The organism is Paenibacillus sp. IHBB 3054 (assembly GCF_051594305.1).
Taxonomy (GTDB): domain Bacteria; phylum Bacillota; class Bacilli; order Paenibacillales; family Paenibacillaceae; genus Paenibacillus_AQ.
In genome coordinates, this window is sequence record NZ_JBOFBG010000035.1 from 51,911 (window position 1) to 75,544 (window position 23,634).

Here is a 23,634-nt window from a genome sequence, read left to right on the forward strand (position 1 = left end):
TTGTTTCCCATTCTAACAAAGCAATATGTCGGGAATAAGTCAAAGCACATGCCTGCACAATGTGGTAAACTTGTCGTAAATTTTAATTAAACTGCAGCCGCTGTCCGTATGGCAGTCAACCTGCCGGACGTGTTCAAGGAGGCACTAGATATGAAGTCGATTCTAATTGTTGAAGATGAGGAAGCCATTGCCCGGGTGCTTAGTGCCTATCTCAAAAAAGCCGGCTTCCACGTAACCCGCGCCGCCGACGGACGCGCCGCGCTGGAAGCCTTTGAAGTTTCCCCTCCCGCTCTGATCCTGCTCGACATTATGCTGCCGAACATGGACGGCTTCGAGCTGCTTGGCCTGATCCGCGAGAAGAGCAGCTGCCCTGTCATCATGCTGACAGCCCGGGACGGCATCAATGACCGGCTGGCCGGACTGGACGGCGGCGCTGACGATTATATGTCCAAGCCCTTTATCCCGGAAGAAGTAGTGGCCCGCGTAAATGCAGTGCTGCGCCGCCCTTCCCAGTGGTCTGACGGCAGCCGCAAACGCCATTTCGGCAGTCTGTTCATCGACTTTTCGGCACGAAGCCTCTTCCTGAACGGTGCCGAGGTCAGCCTCAGCCCGCGCGACATGTCGGTGATGTTATTTTTGGCTGAACGCCCGAATCAAATTTGCACTAGAGAACAGCTGATAGAGCAGGTATGGGAAATGGACTATGAGGGCAGCGACCGTGCCGTAGATCTGTCGATCAAAAGACTGCGCCAGGCACTCTCGCACTGGCCGGCGGATGAAGGGGAGATTCGCACGCTCAGAGGAACGGGGTATCAATTATGGACAACCTGAAGAAACGCACCTCCATCCTCTTCTATTGGACTGTCCGCTACCTGCTGATTATCAGCATCGGACTGCTGCTCACCGCACTCGTCACTTTCTGGTGGATTCAGCAGGAAGCGATGAACAACCGCATGCAGACCACCGGTCTGCTGGCCCAGGAGATCGCCGACCGCAGTGTCGGCACGGACGGAAACATGAACATCAGTCCGACTCTGAGCAAGCTCGTTGAGGACCGCAAGCGCTTCTTCAAATTAACAGTGGAAATGTGCGTGATCATTACAGATAAGGAGGGACAACTGCTGTTCTCCGAGCCGCCGCTCAGCGAGGAAGCGATGCGGCATAAGCTCAATGATACGTTAAACGATTCCCGCAGCCCGGAGTTCAAAGCTGCTGTTGCCCAAATCCAAGGAGACGGTGAAGCGCTAGGGCAGGTCATTGTCCTGCAGTCCAAACGTTCCCTGCGCCATATCCCGAAGGAAGAGATAACCTTCTTCTTGATTCTCGTCGTCTTTCTGATCATCTTAAGCTGGCTGACCATCTACCTCCTCTCCAGCAAGCTGGCCAAACCGATTCAGAATGTGGCCGCCGCCGCCGCACAAATCAGCGGCGGCCAGTATAACATTGTTCTGGAGACAGGGGCCAAGGAACGTGAGATTCACGAGCTGCTGATGTCCTTTCAGGAGATGGCGGGAAAGCTGCAGCAATTCGAGCAGTCGCGAGCAGTCATGCTGGCCGGAGTCTCCCATGAGCTGAAGACACCGGTCACTTCGATCAAAGGGCTGGTCCATGCCGTCCGTGAAGGTGTGGTTGAAGGGGAGGAAGCCGGGGAATTTCTTGATATCGCTTTGCTGGAAGCAAGCCGGTTGCAGCGTATGGTCGCTGACCTGCTCGACTACAACGCTCTGACTGCCGGTATTGTCGCTGTCCGCCACGACAGGCTGGATGCAGTTCCGCTGCTCGAGGAAATCATCTATCAATGGAAGCTGACACAGAGCGCAGATGTCAACGAACCTCTGCTGCACATGCCGGAGAAATCCCTGTTCCTGCGGGGTGATCCGCTGCGCATCCAGCAGATTATCGTCAATTTATTGAATAACAGCGTGCAGGCCAAGAAACCGGGAAGCAGCCTCCAGCTCACTATCGGCCTCCTATTGGCTCCAGCCGGACACGCCGAAATTACTGTGGCGGACAATGGAATAGGGATTACGCATGATAATAGAGATAAGGTCTTCGAAGCCTTCTTCCGCAGCAACGACAAGCAAAGCACGCTGCGCGGACTGGGCCTCGGTCTGACCTTCAGCCGTCTACTCGCCGAAGCGATGGGCGGAACGCTGGTGCTGGGCAGCGGCCAGGAACAAGGCTGCCGCTTCGTGCTGACACTACCGCTGGCGCCCTGACACCCTGACACGAGCCTGTGCAAGAAGTAGTCCGGCGCTCCTCCACATGGTATAATCACTTACAATAAACCGTGAACCGGAGGCTGTATATGCTTACTTTTGAACAGAAAATAGCTATTCTTGATTCCTACCCCCAGCTTGAACGGCGCAATGTATCGCTTGGGCGGGTGAATTATCACTTCGAGCAGAGCCGCCATGAGAAGAAAACTGTCGCTTCCCACCTACATCCTAACGGCAACGGCTACGTGTTCGCCGGGCTCCTGCGAGGCTACGAAAGTGATGACAAAGGTCTTGTGAATATCCGCGACTATTCGGAGTCTGAACTGCGCGAGCTGCTGGATGCGTCGATCACCTCTTTGTCCATGTATATCCCGGAAGTCACTACACCGGGCAAAAGAAAAAAGAAAACTGCCACAGTTGCCGATTCACTTTGGGTTAATGGAGACGACCATACCTTAAGCCTGAAGCTGGAGGAAGATCTCTGGTACCTCTACGCCGGGCTTCAGCTCGAGATGGCCTTCGAGACAATCCAGGAAGCTGAAGAGTATCTGGCGGAAGAAGGTTTTGTCCCTGTCCCGGCAGAATAGCCATATATTCGCCCCTATTTAATCAACAAAGCAAAGCCCGGAAAGGTTCTTATGACCTTTGCCGGGCTTTGCTTTGTCTTGCGATTGTTATTATTTACTCTGTCGCAGCCGCGGTTGTTACTTTGCTGCTGCTGTTGCTGAAGGCGTCTGTATTTCCTTTGCCTGCAAAGCTTCCTTCGGGACCTCGATGGCCTTGATTTCATTATGCTGCCCGATCTCATTTTTCATCTTCATATCTATGCTGATTTTCTGGCTGTCAGCGGTCATATCCATGACCATATCCACATCCGTGCGGGTGGGCAGGTATGTTTTTTGATTAACTCCATAGACGATTGTCATACTCTTAATGTCCATCTGATCCATTAAAGCCGTCATTTGCGGGTCCGCGCTGCCGCTCTGGTTCATATAGCTTTTCGCCAGTTCCTTCACATTGTCCCCTGATACCTCAGCGGTTAGAACGTAATCCTCGCCATCCTCAGTGACCTTTGTAAATTCTGTGATGGACTTAAATTGTTCCAGCTGCTTCTCTGGACTGGCCGATTGCTGCATAGCAGACATTACTTGCTCAGTCATTTCAGCAGGCATTTTTATCCACTGTCCATTGACCAAGCTAAAAGAACCGGCATCAGTAATGTACTGCTCCATCTTTTGCTCTCCTTGCCCCGCCAGATTTATCTGGATCAGCTGATGCATTTGCAGTGGGTCCTTCATATATTCTGATTTCATGGTCATTTCAACGTTTTGATCCTGGGTCGTCTCCCCTTGGGTCATGCTCATCTTCTGTGAAATCTGCGATTCCATCGCAAAGCTCTTCAGTTCCTGGCTTGCATCTGCCGTCTTCTGAATAAGCTCTTCTACAGTGGGAGTCCCCTCATTTGCAGTTTGCTCCGCAGCCGCCTTCTCTGTTGCTTCCGGTGCCGGAGCAGCAGAGAAGGCGGCTGCGGCAGCATTCGTTGATTTTTCGGCAGCCTCATTGTTACCACAGGCCGACAGGCTGACTGCCAGCGTTACTCCTAGTACGAATGTTGTCCATTTTCTCAAGATGTTGTCCTCCTAAATTTTTGTGAGCGTTACTTCACTGAATTGGCTTCGACAAAAATCGCTTCGAAAGCATACGCTAAATTTTTGTTAGCATTTATTACCCAACATCTGGAACACTCTAACCACACTATCTAGAACAGCCCGAAATCCGCATGTCCCGGGAGTCGTAAAAAGAACGCTATCAAGACACGGCAAACTATGGTTAGATGAAGGAGAACGACAAACCAAAGAGAGAAAGAAGTGTGAACCTGTATGAGTTTTGAAATCGTAGAGGCTACAATAACGGAGATTCAAACTGCGCTTGCTGCCGGAGAGATCACTTCGAAGCAGCTGGTGCTCATGTATCTTGAACGCATTGCCGACCATGACAAAAATGGCCTGACGATCAACTCCGTGCTGGAGATCAATCCGGATGCACTGTTCATCGCAGAATCTCTGGATGTAGAACGTTCGCAGCAGGGTCCCCGGGGGCCGATGCACGGCATACCGGTCTTACTGAAGGACAATATCAATACAGGGGATAAAATGCATACCAGTGCGGGATCGCTGGCTTTGGCGGATTCTTTTGCCGGGGAGGATGCCTATATCGTTACTAAACTGCGCGAAGCCGGGGCTGTTATTCTGGGAAAAGCCAACATGACCGAATTCGCCAATTTCATGACGAACGGCATGCCTTCGGGCTACAGCTCCCGGGGCGGACAGGTGCTGAACCCTTATAACATATCCACACCTACAGGCGGCTCCAGTGCCGGTTCTGCGGTTGCGGTAGCTTGCAGCTTCTGCACAGTGTCCGTAGGAACGGAGACCTCCGGCTCCATCCTCAACCCCGGTAATCTCGGCTCGATCATTGGGATTAAGCCGACCGTAGGCATGATCAGCCGCTCCGGCATCCTCCCGCTGTCCAATACACAGGATACTGCAGGACCTATGGCAAGAACCGTCCGCGACGCCGTACTGCTGCTGAATGCAATGCTCGGCAAGGACAGCGGCGATGCCGCCATGGGAACAAGCGTGGGCAGACTGCATGAAGATTATACCGCCTTCCTCGATCCGAACGGGCTGCAGGGGGCGCGCATTGGGATTCCGCGGGATTATTATTTCGAAGAATTAACGGAAGAGCAGCTGGCATTGTTCAACGCTTCCGTGGAGAGAATGCGTGAGCTTGGAGCGACAATTATCGACCCGGCTGAGATTAAGACCGCACGCGAGATCAAATACTCCTCCGTTGTGCTGAATGAATTCAAAACCTCCATCAATGCCTATCTTGCCCGTCTGGGTCCAGGCGCTCCGATGCGCACACTGAAGGACATTATCGACTTCAATCATGCCCATCCGGTCGAAACGCTAAGGTTCGGGCAAGCCACGCTGATTGATGCTGAATACACCTCTTCCGGCACCTTGACGGAACCGCAATACCTGCGCGACCGCGCCACTGACCTTAAGCTCTGCAAGGAACAGGGCATCGACGCCACCATAAGCGAGCACCGGCTGGATGCTCTGCTGTTCCCGGCCGACTTCGGTGCGCGGATTACCTCAAGAGCGGGATATCCGTCCATCGTCGTGCCTTCCGGCTATACATCGGCAGGCGCCCCCTTCGGCGTTACCTTCTCGGCGCAGGCCTACCAGGAGCCTATGCTGATCAAGCTGGCTTATGCGTACGAGCAAAATTACAAGGTCCGTAAAGCACCTTCGCTGCGCAGCTTTATCTAACCGGCACTTTCGTTAATCCTCAGCTATGCCCATATGCTTGTTGCCTTCATGCGACAGGTCCCAGGTGCGCAGCTCGTAGCTGCGGACGCCCGAGAGGATGTAAGGGTCACGTTCGGCAATGGCCACTGCTTCTTCGCGCGATTTCGCGCGGATAATGACCATCCCGCCAGGAGCATCGCTGAACGGACCACACATCACCAGCTGCCCGCTGCGTTCCAGCTCCTGCAGATGGCGCACATGACCCCGTATAATTTCCATATCCCTGCGGTCCTGTGCATTGCCTCCTCATTCATATTCACGTTGATTTTCTTCATCTGCGATATTCTGGATTTCCTCGGCATGCATCAGGAACAGGCCATAATCCCCCTCCGCATGCTGCTTCAATGCCCGCTCCTTAAAATACTTCGGGCTTCCCTCAGCAGCATCCTCATCATAGAAGAGCAGAATGCCGTCACTTTTGCGGAACAGCAGATCATCCCTGGCCCGGAATTGCCAGCTTCCGTCATAAGGAGCATTGCTTACAGCCCCGTAGTAATCCGCTCCGGCAATGATCCGCCGGTATTCATTCTGCTTCTCCTCCTTCCATTTCTCTTCCGGTGCGGCATGGGCTGTAATAATGCCCAGCTTCAGTCCGGGATACTGCACTTTCAGCTCAAGCACCACCTCGCATGCCCAAAGATCCACCCCGTATTGTCCGGGCGTAATGATCCATTCCAGCCCCTCTTCAATGAGGGGAATCAACCTGCCTGCAAGTGCTTTTTTGATATAGGGAATACCTTGATGTTTGCTGTCAAAAATACCGAGCTCATGCGCACGGTACCCTGTTACCAGTAAGGTTTTCATCTGCTGCCTCTTTCCTGAACGGGTAATCTTGTTGCTCCTCTTTATTATGCATTATACAACATTCCTCTCCGCTAATTCCTTCCCGGAAATGTACTGGCAAACAGCGAATTGAATCTTCCTGAAGACATGGGTGCGCTCCTAAAATCAGAGGATCCGTTTTTTGTTGAATAATATTTTTACAGAAATGACTAAACGACAGCAAACTTTGGAAAACTTCATTTACATAGTTGTTTACTCTTAGAGCTGGGGGTGATTTCATTGATCGCATCGATCTTATCCTACATCCCGGGCTGGGGAGTTTTTTATCAGGCTGGAATTGCTCTGCTGGTCCCCATAATTGCCAGCCGTCTATACAAAGCCTTGCATTCCTATGTAGGCAGCGGAAGAGGACCACAGTCCTCAGGCAACGGGAACGTGTCTAACCGCAGAGCACAATCAAATACCGCCCTGCCGCAGACCGCCTCTCCCGCAGTGGCCTTCAGCGGAAATTTCGCTGCCGACCTTCACTCTATTAAGGAGGCTATCGGCGGAAACAGTGATCTCCACTTCAGGGAGTTCACGCTAACAAAGCTGCAGGCTCAAGGAGTGCTTATGTATGTGGACGGCATGCAGAACGACAGGCTGCTTAATATGCAGATGATGCAGTTTCTAATGTTTGAGGCCACCGCCGATTCCCTGTCTGCTTCCCGCATCGCCGAACATCTGCTGCCCTTCAGCAATTTGCGCGAAGCCGGTAATCTGGAAGATCTCAACAAATCCGTCCTGTTCGGGCATGCCGCTCTGCTGATTGAAGGAATGCCGAAGGGATTGCTGATCCAACTTCCGGGAGGCCCGAACCGTGCGATAGCAGAACCTGTCTCAGAAGCACTGCTGCGTGGACCACGACTCGGCTTCTCCGAGGTGCTGAGCGAGAATACCTCCATGCTGCGCCGCCAGGGATTCAGTGACCAGCTTGAATTGAAGACGTACCGGGCCGGCAGCAGCGTTCAAAGGGATTTGGTGGTTGCCTACATCAAGGATATTGTCAATCCGGAGCTGCTGGAGGAAGTACAGACCCGTATTTCCAAAATAGACATCGACTTTCTCGCTGAATCGGGGTATATCGAGCAGTTGATCGAAGACAACTACCTAAGTCCTTTCCAGCAGGTCCAGAGTACCGAGCGACCTGACAGAGTTATAACTGCCCTGCTGGAAGGCCGTATCGCCATTCTTCTGGACGGGACGCCTTTCGCGCTGATTGTGCCGGTGACATTCAGTATGCTGCTGCAATCTCCGGAGGACTATTATGACCGGTGGCTGCCGGGATCATTTCTGCGGTTGCTGCGTTTCTCCGCCGCCTTTCTGGCACTTATGGCTCCATCCCTTTACATTTCCTTCATTTCATTTCATCCGGGGCTTATACCTACGGAGCTGGCGATCACGATTATCAAAACCCGGCAAGGGGTTCCCTTCCCGTCACTGATCGAAGTGCTGATTTTGGAAATATCCATTGAAATTTTACGGGAGGCCGGGATCAGACTGCCCAAACCCATCGGACCGGCTATGGGCATCGTCGGCGGTTTGATTATCGGGGATGCGGCGGTACAGGCGGGTATTGTTAGTCCCTTTTTGGTCATCGTTGTAGCCGTCACCGCCATTTCCTCCTTCTCCATTCCGGTGTACACTGCCGGGATTACCCTGCGGCTTCTCCGTTTCGCCGGAATGATCTTTGCCGCAGTTCTCGGCATGTTCGGCACGATCCTGTTTTTCCTGCTGATCTGCAGCCATCTGACCATGCTTAAGAGCTTCGGAGTACCCTATCTGACGCCGGTATCGCCGTTTCGTCCAAGGGATTGGAAGGATCTGTTCTTCCGTGCGCCGCTCGCACTGATGAAACGCAGACCTGCCATGATGAAAACAAAGAACAGCAAACGGAGGTCATAATCACATTTACGAAGGGGACTGCACTATGTTTACTCGTTCCGACGATAAAATCACCGCTTCACAGGCTGCTGTGTTCCTGAATAATACCGTGCTTGGTGCCGGGATCCTTACGCTGCCGCGGAGTGTGAGTCAAAGCGTGAAGACACCTGATTCCTGGATGTCTGTGCTGCTGGGTGGGGTGATTGTTATGGCGGTAATTGCACTGATGGTGAAGATCAGCCAGCAGTTTCCCGGAAAAACGGTTTTTCAATATGCCGGAAAAATCATCGGCCGGGTTCCTGGCGGTGTTCTGTGCCTGCTTTTAATTATCTATTTCACAATCATCGCAGGGTTTGAAATCCGCTCGCTCGCCGAGGTCACGCTGTTTTTTCTGCTGGAGGGCACACCGATATGGGCAATCATCCTTCCCTTTATCTGGGTCGGCACCTATCTCGTGTACGGCGGCATTAATTCCATTTCCAGAGTGTTTCAAATCGTGTTTCCGATCAGCATCATGATTCTGCTCATTTCTTACGCGTTCAGCCTGCAGCTTTTTGATATGAAGCATTTGCGTCCGGTTCTGGGCAACGGCATTCTTCCCGTGCTCAGCGGCCTGAGGTCAACAGTGCTTGTCTATACCGGTTGTGAAGTCGTCATGACTCTCGTTGCGTTCATGCAACATCCCCGGCAGGCGCTAAAAGCAATGCTGATAGGAATCGGCATCCCGCTTTGCCTGTATCTTCTGACGGTAGTTATGGTTATCGGAGGCCTCTCGATAGATTCTGTTATTACAAGCACTTGGCCCACCATTGATCTCATTCGAAGTTTTGAAATCCCGGGATTTTTCTTCGAGCGCATGGAATTTCCGCTCATGGTGATCTGGCTAATGCAAATGTTCTGCAACTTCAGCAGCTTCTTCTTTCAGGCCTCTCTGGGCATCTCCCAAATCTTCCGGGTTTCCATTCATCCGGTGATTTTATTGCTCGTTCCTGTCATTTTCATTTCCGCTATGGTGCCTAAGTCTCTTAATGATCTGTTTACTCTTGGCGATGCCATCGGCAAAATGGGAATCATACTGTTCCTTTTGCTGCCGGTACTGCTCTCAGTGATTTGGCTTATTCGCACGAAAGGATTGAAGCAGCATGTGTAAGCGGACATTCCCCCTCATCCTCTGCATGCTCCTGCTTCTGGTTACGCAGACAGGATGCTGGAGCAGCAGAGAGATTGAAGACCTGGGACTGTATTCAGGCCTTTCCTTGGACACGGGCAAGCTCACTCCCGCGGAACAAAAGCTGGAGGAGCAAGGCGGTACCTATTCCAAGAAAAACTTGGTTACGGTAACGATACAGATTGTTCCAGTTAAATCGACAGGTACAATTGAAAAACAGGGGGGCCAGCAGACCGCTCCTTATGTCAATGTATCGGGAACGGGTGATTCCGTGCTTGAGATCTTCCGTGAGTTCTCGATTCGCAACGAACGGCCGATCATCGGGCACCATCTCAAGGTCATTATAGTATCGGCCGATCTGCTCAAGCAGCAGAGTATGGATCAGCTTATGGATTTTGTGCTCCGCGACAATGACATCCGTCCGAGTACGATGGTTTTTATCAGTCAAGGACGCGCAGATGACACGCTCATCTCCAAGCGAACCGGTGTAATCCCTTCCTTTCATATCAAAGAAATGATCAGTAATCGATTCAGGACAAGCAAGGTGCTGAGTCCGGTCATTTTGTCACAACTGGATGCACTTATGCACTCCAAGAAGAGTTATGCTCTGCAAAACCTCATTACAGCGGATGGAGATACGGAGTTTTCGGGTGCTGCAATTATTAAAGGGGATACTGGCCACTGGATCGGAACCTTGTCAGAGGAGGACACGGAGTGCCTCTCCTGGCTGACCGGTAAGGGTACAAGCGGTGCGATCAAAGCCTATGACTGGGATAATGAGCCGATGACCTACGAAATGAAGGCAATGAAGAGCAAGATCAGGGCCATTGTAGACGGGGACGACATTTCATTTGAAGTCTCTATTCGTACCGAGGGCCGACTGATAGAAACCTGGAACAAAAATAACTATCCTACTTCAGCTGTGTATTCAGAAAAAGTCGGCCGTGTATTTCAGGAGAAGCTGGCGCAGATGATGCAAAAGCTGATGCAGAAGCTGCAGAGTGAGTATAAAGCAGATGTCGCCGGCTTCGGCGACACGCTCAGCATCCAGCATCCTGCAGAATGGAAAAAGGTTAAGGAGCATTGGGACGATACGTTCAGCCGGTCGAAGATAAGTTTCAAATATGACTTAAAAATAACGGAATTCGGTTCTTTTACTGAAGAGTAAATATGGAGTTTCAATATGCTGACCCGAGCCGGGTATAGACAAAACAGCAGAGCAGCAATTCTCCCGTGAGGGGTGAACTGCTGCTCTGCTGTTTTTACAGTGTGAAAATGACCAGGAGTGCCTCATGCGTAGAAGTGTCCACTTTGGAGACAGCCCTTATTGCACTCTCGTTTAGTTCTTGTCAGACAAAATCAAGACGCCGCGGCCTGGAACAACGGTGGAGCCGCTGAAGCTCTTGCCAGTCAGCAGGTCGGTGCGTTCAGCTGCGCCGATGTCTGCACTGAGATCGCCTTCTTTGTGGTTCAGCAGGAACAGATAGGACACGCCATCTTTCACACGCTGAACGGATTCAATACCCTCAGGTGCGCTTACCAGCGGCTTGATGCCGTTCTCTTCGCACAGGTTGGCAAGGAATCCTTGCAGGAATCCAACTTCAGGACTGCTGGCCACATAATAGGCCTTGCCTTCACCAAAGCTGTTCACGGTCAATACCGGCATGCCTTTGTAGAAGTCCGATCCGTACTGCGCCAGCACTTCGGCACCTTCAGAGTGAATCAGATCGCATAGCAGATCGCATTTGTAGGAACCGCTTAACGTGCCCCATTCCTTGTTCATCACGATCTCATTGCTCATTCCCGGCAGCAGGGCATCAATTTCCTCGGCCCAGATGCCGAGCACCTTGCGCAGCTCTCCAGGATAGCCGCCCACCGTAACCAGATCATTTTCGTTCACGATGCCGCTGAAATAAGTGGTAATGAACGTGCCGCCAGCCTTAACAAAGGCTTCAACCTTCTCGGCAAATCCTGGCTTGATCATATACAGCACCGGTGCGATTACAATCTTGTACTTGGACAGGTTCTCTTCAACGCCAATCATATCAGCTTCGATATTCTGCTGGTACAGTGCGTCATAATATTTGTGCACTTCGTTAACATAGTCGAGTGCTACGGATGGTCCGCTCGATAGATCAAGCGCCCAGCGGTTTTCCCAGTCGTAAATAATCCCGACCTGCGCCTGGCTGCGTGCATCCAGCAGTTGATCCCCAAGCTGCTCCAGCTCTTTGCCAAGCTCAGCGCATTCGCGGAAGACCCGGGTGTGTTCATGTCCCACATGCTCGATAACCGCGCCATGATACTTCTCGCAAGCGCCGATGGACCGGCGGAGCTGGAAGAACAGGACGGTGTCAGCGCCGCGCGCTACAGCCTGGTAGCTCCACAGGCGCATTACGCCCGGGCGCTTCAGGGAGTTGTACGGCTGCCAGTTCTGCTGGCTTGGCGTTTGCTCCATCAGCATGAAGGGCTGGCCGTTCTTGAGGCCGCGCATCAGGTCATGCGTCATGGCCGTGTGGCTGACCGGTGTATCCAGCGATGGATAGTTGTCCCATGAGATCACGTCCAGGTGTTTGGCCCATTCGAAATAATCGAGTTCGGGGTAGAAGCCCATCAGGTTTGTAGTAACAGGGATGTTGGTGCTATGCTCCTTGATGGCATCGTATTCAATCTTGTAGCATTCCAGCAAACTGTAAGATATAAATCTGCGGTAATCGAGGGAAATCCCCTGGAAGTTGGTGCGGTTGCCGTTCCATTCTTCGCTGAGTTCATTGGGAACGACAATTTCTTCCCATTCATAGAAGGTATGACCCCAGAAACGGGTATTCCAGGCTTTGTTCAAGCCATCCAGGGAACCGTAGCGTTCCTTCAGCCAGACACGGAAAGCAGCAGCGGACTGCTCGGAATAATCATAGCCGCCATATTCGTTGGAAATATGCCAAGCGACAAGACCCGGATGATCCTTATAGCGCTCAGCCAGCTTGCTTGCCAGTTCAGCCGCATATTTACGGTATACCGCACTGTTCGGATTCGAGTTATGACGGCCGCCGAACTTGCGTTTTCTGCCCTGCACGTCGACGCGGGTCACTTCGGGATAACGGTGAGCCATCCAAGCCGGATGTGCCCCGGTTCCTGTTGCCAGACATACATAGGTTCCATTCTTATATAAGCGGTCCATCAATTCATCCAGGCCGGAGAAATCATAAGTGTCTTCCGACGGCTGAATCAGTGCCCAGGAGAATACATTAATTGTCGCGACATCGATTCCCGCGAGTTTGAACATCCGTTCATCCTCAGCCCATACCGGGGCATCCCACTGCTCGGGATTGTAATCTCCACCATACCAAATCTTTGGCAATCTATCGTTGATCACACTTCGCACATCCTTTATAGTATAAGTATATATTTATTCTAAACGGTTAACGTGTCGCTTTATATATAAAAATAAGGTCCATAGATATAATAATATGGAACTACGGGAGATGATGATTGTGCCAGCAACAGCGGTGCGCAGAATTGTGTTTGCCCAGGAGGGCGGACAGCAGTTGCCCATTACTCTGGACAGTATGGGCTTTAACCCCGATCAGGAAAAAGTATCCCGCCCCGAAGGCTACGACACCTATCACTGGCTGCAGACGGCCCAGGGTGAAGGCATTATATATTTTGAGAACAAAAAAATCACGCTCTCCGAAGGCAGCGGCGTTCTGCTGCTGCCCGGAACTCCGCACCGCTATGAATCGCTCACTCCACATCTATGGTGCACCTATTATCTCACCTTCGGCGGCAGCTCAGCCCGGCACATCCTGGAGTCGCTGGGCATGGGCGCCAATTCCTTCTACCGGTGGGAAAGCGAAGCCCCGCTTCCTTATATGCTGAAGGAGATGCTTGACCGCCATGACGCTTCGGGCGACATGTTCAGCCTGGGCGTCTCCACCGACGCTTACCGCTTCCTGCTTACCTTGAGCAAATACGGCCGGCTGCATAACAATACTTCCATTTCCCGCAATGTGGACAAGCTGCAGCCGCTGCTGAAATGGATGGATGTCCATTATGGCGATCCCGATATCGGACTTTATGATCTCGCGTCCCAGCTTGAGGTGTCCGGCCGTTATCTCAACAGCCTGTTTCTGCAGACCTTTGGCCTGTCTCCCTACGCCTATTTCGTCCGCCTGCGTATCCGCAAGAGCAAAGAACTGCTCGTCACCCAGCCTGACCTGACGGTAAAAGCGATCTCAAAGCTGGTTGGCTTCCGCGATGTCAGCCATTTCGTGGCCACCTTCCGCAAGCAGTCGGCGACTACACCGGAGCAATTTAGGAAGCTCCACTAACAGCTAACTGGCGCGTAGTGTTATCAGTAAACTGGTGAGGCGCGGGAGGAGATTTATAGTCACTCCGAGGAACGTCTGACTTTCAGCCGCTGCTATCTTCATGAATCCTATCTCTCATCCCGCCCAGAATTACTTCTGCTGCACAAAGTGCAGCAGATCCGGCCCGATTTGGCCTTTATTCTGAGTCTATTGCATTTCATGCAGCAGATTCAGCAGAATTCGATCCAAAATAGCCCTTTGGTTGAATTCTGCTGCACAAAGTGCAATGGATTTGATTTCAGTTGCCTTGTGCGCGGAATCTACTGTACAAACTGCAATGAAATAGTTAATTAAAGCCAACCTCGCTCCCCTGAGCCTAACATACAACGAGTCTGATACTTTCATCTTTCATCTTTCCGCTACTCCGCCAGCTCCAGAATCTCCACCCCGTAAGCCTCCATCCGCAGCTCGCCCGAGCGGATCTCGCCGTTATAGAGCACGCTAGGGTAACTGCCCGGCAGCGGCACGGTTTGCGGCATCCGGTTCAGGTTCAGCAGGAACAGGAAGCTGCCGTTCTCTCCGCTGCGGATCGTGGCCTGCACACCATCCGGCAGACCGGCAAAGCGGGTTACTCCGTACTTGCCTGCCAAATCGGCAAGCAGCAGTGACCAATAGCGTTCTTCGGCATGGGTTCCGAAGTAATATACCTGTCCTTTCCCGAAGCTGTTGACAGTAACAGCCGGAATTCCGGCGTAGAAATCATCTCCGTACCAAGCGACCGGTACCGCAGTGACCGGCGTCAGCAGATCGCACCACTGGCTGCATTCGAAGGAGTTCCCTTCAGGGTCCACTAGGGTATGGACTTCCAGGCCGACGGGATCATATTCGTCAACCCGGACACCTGCTGCACGGCTTAACAATCCCGGCAGCGGCTGCATGACGCAGATGTTGTTGCTGTTCTTAACGCCGCTGCGGTTCGTCAGAATGAGTACGCCGCCTGCCGCCGCGTATGCTTCAAGCTGCTCCGCAAGCGTCTCATCCAGCACATACAAGCTTGGCGCGATGACGATCTTATAACCGTCCAGCGGTTCCCCGGCACGGATTACATCACAGCCAATGCCGAGCTTCGTAAGTGCCCGGTGAACCTGCTTGATGTTCTCGTAATAGTCCAGACCCTCGGCCTGCGGCTGAATGTCCAGTGCGGCCTTCTGCTCATGGGAGTGCAGAATCGCCACTTCATGCTTCAGTACAGTCCCCTGCAGCCTGCCGCTCAAGCCGTTTACTTCTCCGCAGAGCTGGCTGAACTCGGCGAATCGGCGGCCTGGCACATTGCTGTGGTCAATCAGGCCATGCCAATATTGCTCGGCCCCGGCGACAGCACTTCTCCAGCGGAAATGCACGATCGTATCAGCACCTCTGGCAACCGCCTGCCAGGCATAGGCGCGGATAAAACCCGGATACGGTGTCCGCCACATCGGCATCCAGCAGCCCGGTGAGCCGCTGAGTTGCTCCATGATCCAGAAGTTCTGCCGTTTGATTCCGCGTGTGACGTCCAGAGACAGCGCTCCGCTATAGGGCGTTGTCTCTTGTTTGGTCGGCGAGGTGTTCGGATAATAGTCGAATGCCGCCACATCGAGGTCAGCGCCCACTGCATACATATCCAGCCGCTGCGGATAGCTGTGAAAGTTATGGGTAATAAAATGCTCCGGACAAATCCTCCGCAGAGAATCAATTTGTGTCTTCTGGAACTGCACTACCGAGTCCCATTGGAACCGCTGGAAATCCAGCAGGAACGACGGATTCTGAAACGGCGACCCGCCGTGCGGAAGCGTCAGCTCGTTCCAGTCACTGTACTCCCCGCTCCATACTACGTTCCCCCACTCTGCGTTAACCTTCTCCAGCGTGCCGTACTTTTGTTTAACCCAGCTGCGGAAAGCTTCATTGCAAGTCCCGCAGTGGCAGTCGATCATGCCGAATTCGTTGTCGGTCTGCCAGCCGATCACAGCAGGATGACCGCTGTAATGGCGGGCCAGCTTTTCGATAATCCGGCTGCCATATTCCCGCAGGGAAGCGCTGTTATAACAGCGGTGCCCGCGCACGCCAGGATGGAACGTCTGCCCATCGGCAAAGACCGGAAGTACATCCGGATAGGCGGTGGTCAGCCAGCGCGGCGGAGTGGCAGTCGGTGTTCCAATCACAACCTGCAATCCGTGCTGATGGAACAGCTCCATAGCCCGGTCCAGCCAGGCAAAATCAAAGATACCTTCCCTTGGCTCCAAACGGCTCCAGGCGAATTCAGCAACCCGGACCACCTTGACCCCGGTTTCCTTCATTAGCTGAATATCCGCTGCCCACAAAGACTCATCCCAATGTTCCGGGTAATAATCGACGCCGACTTGCACTGCGTTATAACTATTCAGTCTCATATCTCCCTCTCCTCTCATTCTCATCCATCCATTTCCACTTTCCATCCTATCAAAAAGACGCCCCCGCTTCACATCAATGATGAGTTGGACGGGGACGTCCGGCAATCCACTTTATCCAATTACGGCCCTTTATAGGGCTCTCTGTTTACGGTAAGACGTTATTTCTTCAGCTTGTCCCAAGCAGCCTGCATGCCTTTTTCCCAGCCGGCTTCGTCGACTTTATCGGCAATCAGCTGTTGAATGACGCTTGCGAATTCCTGTGTTACGCCATCAGGGAATTTAGAGGATTGCAGACCGTACACTTTGCCATCCTGTACATATTTCCATACATCCGAACCCAGCAAACCGATATCTTCCGGAGTAGCTTCGATTGTGGACAAGGCAGGGATGAATTTCCATTTTTTAGTGATGTATTCTTTACCCATATCGGAAGTTACCAGCCAGTTCAGGAATGTCTTAGCTTCTTCTTTCGATCCGGATTCTTTGTTCACAACCAGGTTGGCAGGAATCCCAACAGTCAGCTTGTCATTTTTCTCAGCATCATCATTGATCGGCATAGGGAACATACCGATGTTCATATCAGGTGTAATGTTGTCTACAAGTGTTTGTGCCCAGTTACCTTCCTGCATCATAGCGGTTTCGCCGTTAGCGAACATCGCCAGGTGAGTGTTGGCATCGGTAGTCAATGGATTCTTCTGTCCGTATTTCACAGTCAGCTTAAGCAGGTTGCTCCAATCTTTGAATACTGGGTTGCCCACGATTGTGGAGGTACCTGCGTTAAGTCCGCTGATGAATTCATCTACATTGTCTTGTTGTGCAAAAGCTACGCTGATGCCCTGATTACCCAGCAGCCACCACTCTTGATAAGCGTTGCCGAAAGGAATAACGTCGATAGCCTGCAATTTCTTAGCTACTTCTTCAAGCTCAGTGATTGTTTTTGGAGTTTCAGTAATGCCGGCTTTTTCGAACAGGTCTTTGTTGTACACATAACCGATACCTTCAAGGTTCATTGGCATACCGTAGGTTTTGCCGTCTTTGGTCATTGGTTCAGCCGCCAAAGGAATCAGATCCTTCACCCAAGGCTGGTCGGACAGATCTTCCAATTTATCGCCCCACAGATCCATTTCGGCATAACCGCCGTTGGAGAAAATGTCAGGTGCATCGCCGGAAGCGAATTTGGTCTTCAGCGCTGCTGCATAGTCTGCGCCGCCGCCGACAGTTTGGATATCCAGCTTGATGTTAGGGTTTTCTTTTTCAAATTCAACCTTCAGCTCATTGAGGCCTTCAACGATTTCAGTCTTGAATTGGAAGATCTTAACCGTTTTAGTTTCGCCGCTTTTATTGCCAGCGCTTCCATTTTGAGCAGTATTTGAAGCAGTATTGTTATTGTTGCCACCGCATGCCGCGAGCACAACAGACATCAGCAGGACGCTGGACATCATCAGTGCAGAACTTTTCTTCATCATTCTAATTTCCCCCTTGAATAAATTTACTAGCTTTAATATTTGGAACGGGGGGCCCGGTGTTAACCTTTCACCGAGCCAGCCGCTATTCCTTCAACAATGTAACGCTGCATAAACAGGTAGAATACTACGATTGGAGCTACACCAAGCGCAAGCGCCGGAAGCGCCATATCCCATTGCTTCGTGTACTGTCCGAAGAACGAGAAGGTTGCCAGCGGAATGGTCCGAAGTTCCGGTGCCTGAAGAATCAGGGACGGGAGCAGGTAGTCATTCCAGATACCGAGTGCATTCAAGACGATCGTCGTCATCAGCATCGGTTTCAACAGCGGGAGCACAATCCGGAAGAAAGCACTGATCGGATTACAGCCATCCACGGTTGCCGCTTCTTCAATTTCAAGAGGCACCGATTTGATGAAACCATGGAACAGGAAGATCGCCATCGGAACACTGATCCCCAGATTGGTGATAATCAGTCCGGCGAAGGAGTTATTAACTCCAATAATATTAACGACTTTCAGGATCGGAATCATGATCGTCTGGAAAGGAACCACCATTGCCGCTACGAACAGAAGCAGCAGAATCTGATTGAACCGTGTGTTGGCGCGAACCATACGATAGGCAGCCATAGCGCTGAACAGCGAGATAAAGACAACACTGATGACTGTGACTATGATCGAATTGCGGAAAGCTTCAGAGAAGCGGGCCAATTTCCATGCATTGGAATAGTTGGACCACATGAAGACTTCCGGCCAGCTTGCCGCGTCGCTTAGGATTTCCCCGAACGATTTCACCGAGTTCGCCAGCAAGAAATAAAACGGAGACAGGAAGAGCAGTGCAAGCAGGATCATGAATACTTCAATCCCGATATTCCATCTGCCTTTTGACTTTGCGTTCATTAAGCTTCGACCTCCTTGCTCTTCGTAACACGGACCTGAATCACAGTAATAATCGCCACAATTACGAAGAACAGCAGCGCTTTTGCAGTACCCAGACCGTAACGGTTGTTCAGGAAGGCTTCATTGTAAATATTCATAGCCACGGATTCCGTGGATTTGAACGGTCCGCCTTTCGTCAGGGAAAGGTTAAGGTCGAACATTTTGAAAGACCAGGAAATCGCCAGGAACAAACCGATGGTTACAGCTGGCATGATCAGCGGCACTACAATGTTGCGCAGTACCTGCATCCGGGAAGCCCCGTCAATCTCAGCCGCCTCCAGCACCTCTTTCGACACATTGCTGAGCGAAGCGATGTAGATTACCATCAGATAACCGGAAGACTGCCAGACAAAGACCATGACAATCGCCCAGAAGCCGGTTGTTGCATCACCGAGCCAAGGAAGATTGAAGAAGGACCAGCCGGTCATACCCCCGAGTGTTGAGAACCCTTTGATGAAGATAAACTGCCATATAAAACCAAGCAACAATCCCCCGATAACATTCGGCATGAAGAAAATGGTACGGAGCATATTACGTGTTTTTAAAGGTTTGGTTAGCAGATAGGCCAGGAAAAATCCCACTACATTGGTCAATATAACTCCCAGCACAGTAAATCTTACTGTAAACCAGAAGGATGACCAGAAATCCGGATCATTTGTAAAAATCGCTTTAAAGTTATCAAAGCCAACCCAGCTTACATTACCAGATACGCCGTTCCAGTCTGTAAAGGAATAATACATCCCCATTAGAAATGGAATAATCGTAATCAGGGTAAAGAACAATAAGGCCGGTCCGACGAAAAAAAGCTGTTGACCAAATTGGGACAACTTATTGCCGCGCATTTACCCGTCCCCCTTTCTTTTACTCACTTACTTGTTTATGATCTAAACATATTATCCGTTTTTTTGCAGACTCCTTACACCTACGCAAGTGATCTTTGAGGTGTAAAATATTGATCGGAAGTGACAAGAATCGATGAAATGGAACAATATCCGCACCAAACTGATCATTTTTTTACTCCTGCCAACATTAGTCTGTATTATGGCAACGATGTATATCAGCTATTCCTATACGACGGAGTCCTTAAGAACCCGGGCCGTGGATGAGAATAAAAACCTGCTGTATCAAGGCTACAAAAATATTAACAGCCTAATCCAGGAAGTGAGCCGGCTGTCTCTGATTGTCTATTCGGATTCCGACTTTTACCGCTTGCTTGAAGCCGGATACGACGACATGACTGCCGATATTTCGATCTATTCCTCGCTCAATTACATCTCGACCTCCATGCCTGATATTTCACAGGTGTATCTGTACGGCGTCAAAGACGGAAAGGCAACACTGGTGACACAAAATACGACACCCAAACGCTGGCAGACAACCGCTCCTTATGCTGATTCCCAAAACACCGGCGTCTCCCAGGTAGCTGTGCAGAGCACTCACATGAGCACCGCCTACGGGGTGACTTCACCGTTCCCGCAGTTCACCTCAGAGCCGGTGTTCACGATGCATAGAAGAATTGAGAAAATCCCGTCCTCCAAGGTCCTCGGCTATTTGTCGGTGGATGTGAGACTGACTGCACTTACCGACATTGTGGATCAATTGTATGAGCAGAATCAGGAGAACGTCTATCTGGTGGATGACAGCGGAACGCTGGTCTACAGCCACGATACCGCCGCTCTGGGCAAACCGCTGAACGCTACCTGGTATAATAAGCAGATTGCAGCGAATGACCGTGATCAAGGGTATTTTGAAGAAGGCGGGGCTGTATTTATTTATCAAAAAATTGAAAGCCCCGGCCTCAACTGGACACTGGTGAAGCAAATTCCGGTATCCTACCTGTTCCGCGAAGCCAAAGAGGCGGCGCAAATCAATATCCTCCTGCTGGTCCTGCTGATGATTATGATTATCGCCTTGACGATCCTCATCTCTTTCCGGATCACGGCTCCAATCAAGCAGCTCAGCCGGTACATGACCCAAGTTCAGACCGGTAATCTTGAGATTGACATCCGCCCAACGGGCAAGGATGAGATTGGCGTGGTGACTGAACATTTCCGCAACATGATGGATACGATCAACAACCTGATTTTGCGGGAATACCGGCTGGAGCTGTCCAATAAAACCAATGAGCTGAGGGCGCTGCAGGCACAGATCAACCCGCATTTCCTGAACAATACGCTGCAGATTATCGGCACGCTTGCGCTTGAACTGAAGGTGCCGCAAATCTATGGCCTGCTCTCGGCTTTGGCCAAAATGATGCGGTACAGCATGTATAATGATGAGAAGATCGTGACCATCCAGAATGAGCTGGACCATGTCAAAGCCTATATCGAGCTGCAGAAGGAACGTTTTGAAAATAAGTTCAGTTTCCGCTACGATATGGAAGAATCGCTGCTCCATGCCCTGATGCCGAAGATGATTCTGCAGCCGATTGTGGAGAATTATTTCAAACACGGCTTTAATCTGTCCCGCAGTGACGGATTTATTGAGATCACAGCAGCCAAGCTGGAGTCCGGGCGGATGGAAATTAATATTCAGAACAACGGCCACTCCATCCCGCCAGCCCGGCTGGAAATGCTCCGCAAGGAGCTTCAGCAGCCCGGTTCACTGGACGTCGCCTCACTGAAAAGCAGCGACAGCAAACGGGATGCTCCGGGTGCGGGCATTGGTCTGGGGAACGTGCTGGCGCGGCTGCGGCTGGTATGCGGGGATGACGCAGTCCTGACCGTAGACAATCTGGAGACAGGCGGAGTTGTAGTCAGACTGGAAATTGAAATACTAGTGGAGAGTGAACGGATATGAAGGCGCTTATAGTAGATGATGAAGCAAGAGTCAGAAAAGCGGTAAGGCTCCTGGTCGACTGGGACGCTCATCACATTGATGAGATTCTGGAGGCGGGAAACGGCAATGAAGCGATTGAAGTTATTCGCGAGGTGAAACCGGCTCTAGTCATCATGGATATGATGATGGAATCGGGCAGTGGAGTTGAACTAATGACCTGGGTCAATGAATTCGCCGGAAACACCAAATTTATTGTGGTCAGCGGGCATAATGATTTTGACTTCGTACGCCAGACTGTCCGCAACGGCGGCATCGATTATATCCTCAAGCCGATTGAAGCTGAAGCGATCAATACTGCGGTCTCCAAGGCGGTAGCCGCCTGGCGGTCCGAGGAAGAGGAACGCAGCCAGCGGCAGCAGCAGAGCATCCGGCTGAACGAGATCAAACCGATTTACGGGGAGAAGCTGCTCTCGGCACTGATAGACGATCCCATCAATTCCGAAGCTTCGCTGCGCAGACTGGTAAGCGAGGGGGTTATTCCGGGGAATGCCGAATCCTCCCGGCTGATCCTCGTACAGACAGACAGCGGGAACAATCCGCTGCTGAAACGGTTCGGCGGTGACAGCGAGCTGCTCTATTACGCCATTGTGAACATCTGCAATGAATTCCTGCATCCGCAAAGCAAGGGCATCGCCTTTCGCTATTGGGGCGGCCCTCCGGAGATCGCAATCATTCTGTGGGATGTACAGGAATCTGTAGTGGAGCTGATCAGCCGGATCAATCAGGGCATTTACCATACCCTGCAATTCCGGATGCACTTTGGCATCAGCAATACAGGAAGCCTGCCGCACCATCTGCCGATGCAACGCACAGAAGCCGCCGAAGCATTGCTCCGGCGGAATTTGTTAAGTCATGAGGATTATTGCCATTTCCCTTCTTCAGCCGGTGCACACGGCAAGGCATTTACTCCATCCGGGGATGGAGGCGCCAGCCACGGGTCTCCCGTCATATTCGCCCATGTTCAGGAGGATTGGAAATTGGCTGTGATCAGCGGAAATAACGAAGCGCTGTCAGACGCCGCGCAGCATTGGACCCATGAACTAAGCCGCGGAGGCGTCGTTACTCCCGAAATGCTGAATGCCTGGAAGGCCGATGTTCTGCTGTTCCGTTCCCGGCTGGTGCGGGACGCTTTGGGCGTACGGGCAGACGCCGCTCTGGCAGAGCTGGAACATGCCGACCAGTTGAACCCGGCTCCTTATACCAAAGGATATTCTTTCTCCCTTTTTGCCTGGCGCGATTGGTCCTTTGCCCTGATGCAGCGCCTGTCGCAGGAGCTTTCGGCAAGACAGGTCAAAGAGAGCAATCCGATGTCAGACATCGTCCGGTACGTCGAGCAGAACTATGCATCCGACCTCTCCCTGCAGGAGGTAGCCGGCAAATTCTACGTTAGCCGTGAATATGTCTCCCGCAAATTCAAACAGGAATATGGCATCAACTTCTCCGACTATATCGGCAATGTCCGCATTGAGAAGGCCAAGCTGCTGCTGCAGAATCCCAACCTGAAGCTGTCGCAAATCTCGGAAATGGTCGGTTTCCATGATGTGAAATATTTCAGCAAGGTATTCAAAAAGCAGGTCGGCAGCTCACCGAAGGACTACCGTATCCAGAAAAACATTTAAGATTGCGGGAGCTGCTGTAGTAGCTCTTTGTAGCTTTTAGTAGCTCTGTAGTAGCTCTTTAGTAGCTCTTTATAGCTCTTGGTAGCTCTTGGTAGCTCGTAGCAGCTCTTGGTAGCTCGTAGCAGCTCTTTGTAGCTCGTAACAGCTCTTTTCATCTACTAGCATTTGGTAATTTTTGCCCAATTCTTGATGCTGACTGTCCATACGATCGGTGTCGGTACTCAGCGCTTTAACGCGAATTATGCAAACTGAAAGAACCCATGAGTATCTACGTGAGATCTCGTAAGATTGCCGCGAGACTCCAATGGGATTTCAGTGAGTTCCCAGTCAGTTCCAAGTGAGTTCCAAGTGAGATTCGGAGACCACGGATGACGGTACCAAGGTAACCGGCAATACGATACACTTAGCGGAGAATCCTCCCGCTATTTTGCTGGAAATGCCCCTTTTGGGAGCATTAGTGGAAAAATTTACCGGTAACTTGAGCAAGTTGCCTGAATTTCTCCAAATCAGCAAATTTAGCGGGAGAAATTCCCGTTCCACTATGAGTTGACCTCATAGTCAAAGAAATAGCGGGCACTA

At 51.4% G+C, this 23,634-nt stretch carries 19 protein-coding genes; 10 read left to right on the top strand and 9 right to left on the bottom strand.

Features of this window, described 5'->3' with window-relative positions; translation table 11 throughout:
* The first annotated feature begins 150 nt into the window (after positions 1-150).
* From ACQ76X_RS27220 to ACQ76X_RS27230, 3 genes are all read left to right on the top strand, one after another.
* On the top strand, positions 151-831 hold the full coding sequence (locus tag ACQ76X_RS27220; protein WP_342438471.1) for a response regulator transcription factor: 681 nt from the start codon (positions 151-153) through the stop codon (positions 829-831).
* Entirely contained in the window at positions 819-2,219 is a 1,401-nt protein-coding gene (locus ACQ76X_RS27225) for an ATP-binding protein (RefSeq protein WP_438496916.1), read from the top strand. The genes ACQ76X_RS27220 and ACQ76X_RS27225 overlap by 13 nt, the downstream gene beginning before the upstream one ends.
* Positions 2,220-2,308: 89 nt before the next feature.
* Positions 2,309-2,806, top strand: coding sequence for a hypothetical protein (locus ACQ76X_RS27230; protein WP_438496917.1), 498 nt, complete (start codon positions 2,309-2,311; stop codon positions 2,804-2,806).
* Between the two features lie 117 nt (positions 2,807-2,923).
* Here ACQ76X_RS27230 and ACQ76X_RS27235 read toward each other — a convergent pair whose 3' ends face one another.
* Positions 2,924-3,847 carry a DUF6612 family protein gene (locus tag ACQ76X_RS27235; protein ID WP_438496918.1) on the bottom strand — a complete coding sequence of 308 codons (924 nt, stop codon included), beginning with the start codon at positions 3,845-3,847 and terminating at the stop codon, positions 2,924-2,926.
* A 252-nt stretch (positions 3,848-4,099) separates the two neighbouring features.
* Between ACQ76X_RS27235 and ACQ76X_RS27240 the strand changes: the two genes are divergently transcribed.
* Complete coding sequence (locus tag ACQ76X_RS27240) at positions 4,100-5,557, top strand: amidase family protein (RefSeq protein WP_438496919.1); 1,458 nt, start codon at positions 4,100-4,102, stop codon at positions 5,555-5,557.
* 12 nt (positions 5,558-5,569) lie between these two features.
* On the opposite strand, the gene ACQ76X_RS27245 is transcribed toward ACQ76X_RS27240, so the two are convergent.
* Both ACQ76X_RS27245 and ACQ76X_RS27250 read right to left on the bottom strand, forming a co-directional pair.
* Positions 5,570-5,815 (bottom strand): YciI family protein, encoded by a 246-nt coding sequence (locus ACQ76X_RS27245; protein ID WP_438496920.1) that lies wholly within the window; start codon positions 5,813-5,815, stop codon positions 5,570-5,572.
* A gap of 27 nt (positions 5,816-5,842) precedes the next feature.
* The gene (locus ACQ76X_RS27250) at positions 5,843-6,400 is read right to left on the bottom strand and encodes a DUF1273 domain-containing protein (RefSeq protein ID WP_438496922.1); all 558 of its coding nucleotides are present in this window, start codon (positions 6,398-6,400) and stop codon (positions 5,843-5,845) included.
* A 258-nt stretch (positions 6,401-6,658) separates the two neighbouring features.
* On the opposite strand from ACQ76X_RS27250, the gene ACQ76X_RS27255 reads away from it, so the two are divergent.
* The 3 genes from ACQ76X_RS27255 to ACQ76X_RS27265 are packed head-to-tail and all read left to right on the top strand — an operon-like array spanning position 6,659 to position 10,638.
* Positions 6,659-8,323: a spore germination protein gene (locus ACQ76X_RS27255; RefSeq protein ID WP_438496923.1), complete on the top strand. Its 1,665-nt coding sequence runs from the start codon at positions 6,659-6,661 to the stop codon at positions 8,321-8,323.
* Between the two features lie 25 nt (positions 8,324-8,348).
* On the top strand, positions 8,349-9,452 hold the full coding sequence (locus ACQ76X_RS27260) for a GerAB/ArcD/ProY family transporter (RefSeq protein WP_438496925.1): 1,104 nt from the start codon (positions 8,349-8,351) through the stop codon (positions 9,450-9,452).
* Positions 9,445-10,638, top strand: coding sequence for a Ger(x)C family spore germination protein (locus tag ACQ76X_RS27265; RefSeq protein WP_438496926.1), 1,194 nt, complete (start codon positions 9,445-9,447; stop codon positions 10,636-10,638). Before ACQ76X_RS27260 ends, ACQ76X_RS27265 begins: the two co-directional genes overlap by 8 nt.
* Positions 10,639-10,809: 171 nt before the next feature.
* Here ACQ76X_RS27265 and ACQ76X_RS27270 read toward each other — a convergent pair whose 3' ends face one another.
* Positions 10,810-12,840: a beta-galactosidase gene (locus tag ACQ76X_RS27270; RefSeq protein WP_438496927.1), complete on the bottom strand. Its 2,031-nt coding sequence runs from the start codon at positions 12,838-12,840 to the stop codon at positions 10,810-10,812.
* Between the two features lie 112 nt (positions 12,841-12,952).
* Here ACQ76X_RS27270 and ACQ76X_RS27275 point away from each other — a divergent pair, with 112 nt between their 5' ends.
* On the top strand, positions 12,953-13,795 hold the full coding sequence (locus tag ACQ76X_RS27275) for an AraC family transcriptional regulator (RefSeq protein WP_438496937.1): 843 nt from the start codon (positions 12,953-12,955) through the stop codon (positions 13,793-13,795).
* A 186-nt stretch (positions 13,796-13,981) separates the two neighbouring features.
* Here ACQ76X_RS27275 and ACQ76X_RS27280 read toward each other — a convergent pair whose 3' ends face one another.
* The 5 genes from ACQ76X_RS27280 to ACQ76X_RS27300 form a co-directional block, all read right to left on the bottom strand.
* Complete coding sequence (locus ACQ76X_RS27280; RefSeq protein ID WP_438496928.1) at positions 13,982-14,134, bottom strand: hypothetical protein; 153 nt, start codon at positions 14,132-14,134, stop codon at positions 13,982-13,984.
* Between the two features lie 59 nt (positions 14,135-14,193).
* Complete coding sequence (locus ACQ76X_RS27285) at positions 14,194-16,200, bottom strand: beta-galactosidase (protein WP_438496929.1); 2,007 nt, start codon at positions 16,198-16,200, stop codon at positions 14,194-14,196.
* Positions 16,201-16,358: 158 nt separating this feature from the next.
* On the bottom strand, positions 16,359-17,666 hold the full coding sequence (locus ACQ76X_RS27290; protein WP_438496930.1) for an ABC transporter substrate-binding protein: 1,308 nt from the start codon (positions 17,664-17,666) through the stop codon (positions 16,359-16,361).
* Between the two features lie 59 nt (positions 17,667-17,725).
* Positions 17,726-18,559, bottom strand: coding sequence for a carbohydrate ABC transporter permease (locus tag ACQ76X_RS27295; protein ID WP_038586231.1), 834 nt, complete (start codon positions 18,557-18,559; stop codon positions 17,726-17,728).
* The gene (locus ACQ76X_RS27300) at positions 18,559-19,440 is read right to left on the bottom strand and encodes a carbohydrate ABC transporter permease (protein WP_038586228.1); all 882 of its coding nucleotides are present in this window, start codon (positions 19,438-19,440) and stop codon (positions 18,559-18,561) included. Before ACQ76X_RS27300 ends, ACQ76X_RS27295 begins: the two co-directional genes overlap by 1 nt.
* A 133-nt stretch (positions 19,441-19,573) precedes the next feature.
* On the opposite strand from ACQ76X_RS27300, the gene ACQ76X_RS27305 reads away from it, so the two are divergent.
* Positions 19,574-21,397 carry a cache domain-containing sensor histidine kinase gene (locus ACQ76X_RS27305; protein WP_438496932.1) on the top strand — a complete coding sequence of 608 codons (1,824 nt, stop codon included), beginning with the start codon at positions 19,574-19,576 and terminating at the stop codon, positions 21,395-21,397.
* On the top strand, positions 21,394-23,055 hold the full coding sequence (locus ACQ76X_RS27310; RefSeq protein ID WP_438496933.1) for a response regulator transcription factor: 1,662 nt from the start codon (positions 21,394-21,396) through the stop codon (positions 23,053-23,055). Before ACQ76X_RS27305 ends, ACQ76X_RS27310 begins: the two co-directional genes overlap by 4 nt.
* Positions 23,056-23,634: the final 579 nt, after the last annotated feature.

Coding starts and splice junctions, on each gene's coding strand:
- ACQ76X_RS27285 (WP_438496929.1), bottom strand. CDS start 16,200: ATGAGACTGAATAGTTATAACGCAGTGCAAGTCGGCGTCGATTATTAC.
- ACQ76X_RS27295 (WP_038586231.1), bottom strand. CDS start 18,559: ATGAACGCAAAGTCAAAAGGCAGATGGAATATCGGGATTGAAGTATTC.
- ACQ76X_RS27230 (WP_438496917.1), top strand. CDS start 2,309: ATGCTTACTTTTGAACAGAAAATAGCTATTCTTGATTCCTACCCCCAG.
- ACQ76X_RS27305 (WP_438496932.1), top strand. CDS start 19,574: ATGAAATGGAACAATATCCGCACCAAACTGATCATTTTTTTACTCCTG.
- ACQ76X_RS27225 (WP_438496916.1), top strand. CDS start 819: ATGGACAACCTGAAGAAACGCACCTCCATCCTCTTCTATTGGACTGTC.
- ACQ76X_RS27290 (WP_438496930.1), bottom strand. CDS start 17,666: ATGATGAAGAAAAGTTCTGCACTGATGATGTCCAGCGTCCTGCTGATG.
- ACQ76X_RS27265 (WP_438496926.1), top strand. CDS start 9,445: ATGTGTAAGCGGACATTCCCCCTCATCCTCTGCATGCTCCTGCTTCTG.
- ACQ76X_RS27260 (WP_438496925.1), top strand. CDS start 8,349: ATGTTTACTCGTTCCGACGATAAAATCACCGCTTCACAGGCTGCTGTG.
- ACQ76X_RS27275 (WP_438496937.1), top strand. CDS start 12,953: ATGATTGTGCCAGCAACAGCGGTGCGCAGAATTGTGTTTGCCCAGGAG.
- ACQ76X_RS27310 (WP_438496933.1), top strand. CDS start 21,394: ATGAAGGCGCTTATAGTAGATGATGAAGCAAGAGTCAGAAAAGCGGTA.
- ACQ76X_RS27220 (WP_342438471.1), top strand. CDS start 151: ATGAAGTCGATTCTAATTGTTGAAGATGAGGAAGCCATTGCCCGGGTG.
- ACQ76X_RS27250 (WP_438496922.1), bottom strand. CDS start 6,400: ATGAAAACCTTACTGGTAACAGGGTACCGTGCGCATGAGCTCGGTATT.
- ACQ76X_RS27245 (WP_438496920.1), bottom strand. CDS start 5,815: ATGGAAATTATACGGGGTCATGTGCGCCATCTGCAGGAGCTGGAACGC.
- ACQ76X_RS27300 (WP_038586228.1), bottom strand. CDS start 19,440: ATGCGCGGCAATAAGTTGTCCCAATTTGGTCAACAGCTTTTTTTCGTC.
- ACQ76X_RS27240 (WP_438496919.1), top strand. CDS start 4,100: ATGAGTTTTGAAATCGTAGAGGCTACAATAACGGAGATTCAAACTGCG.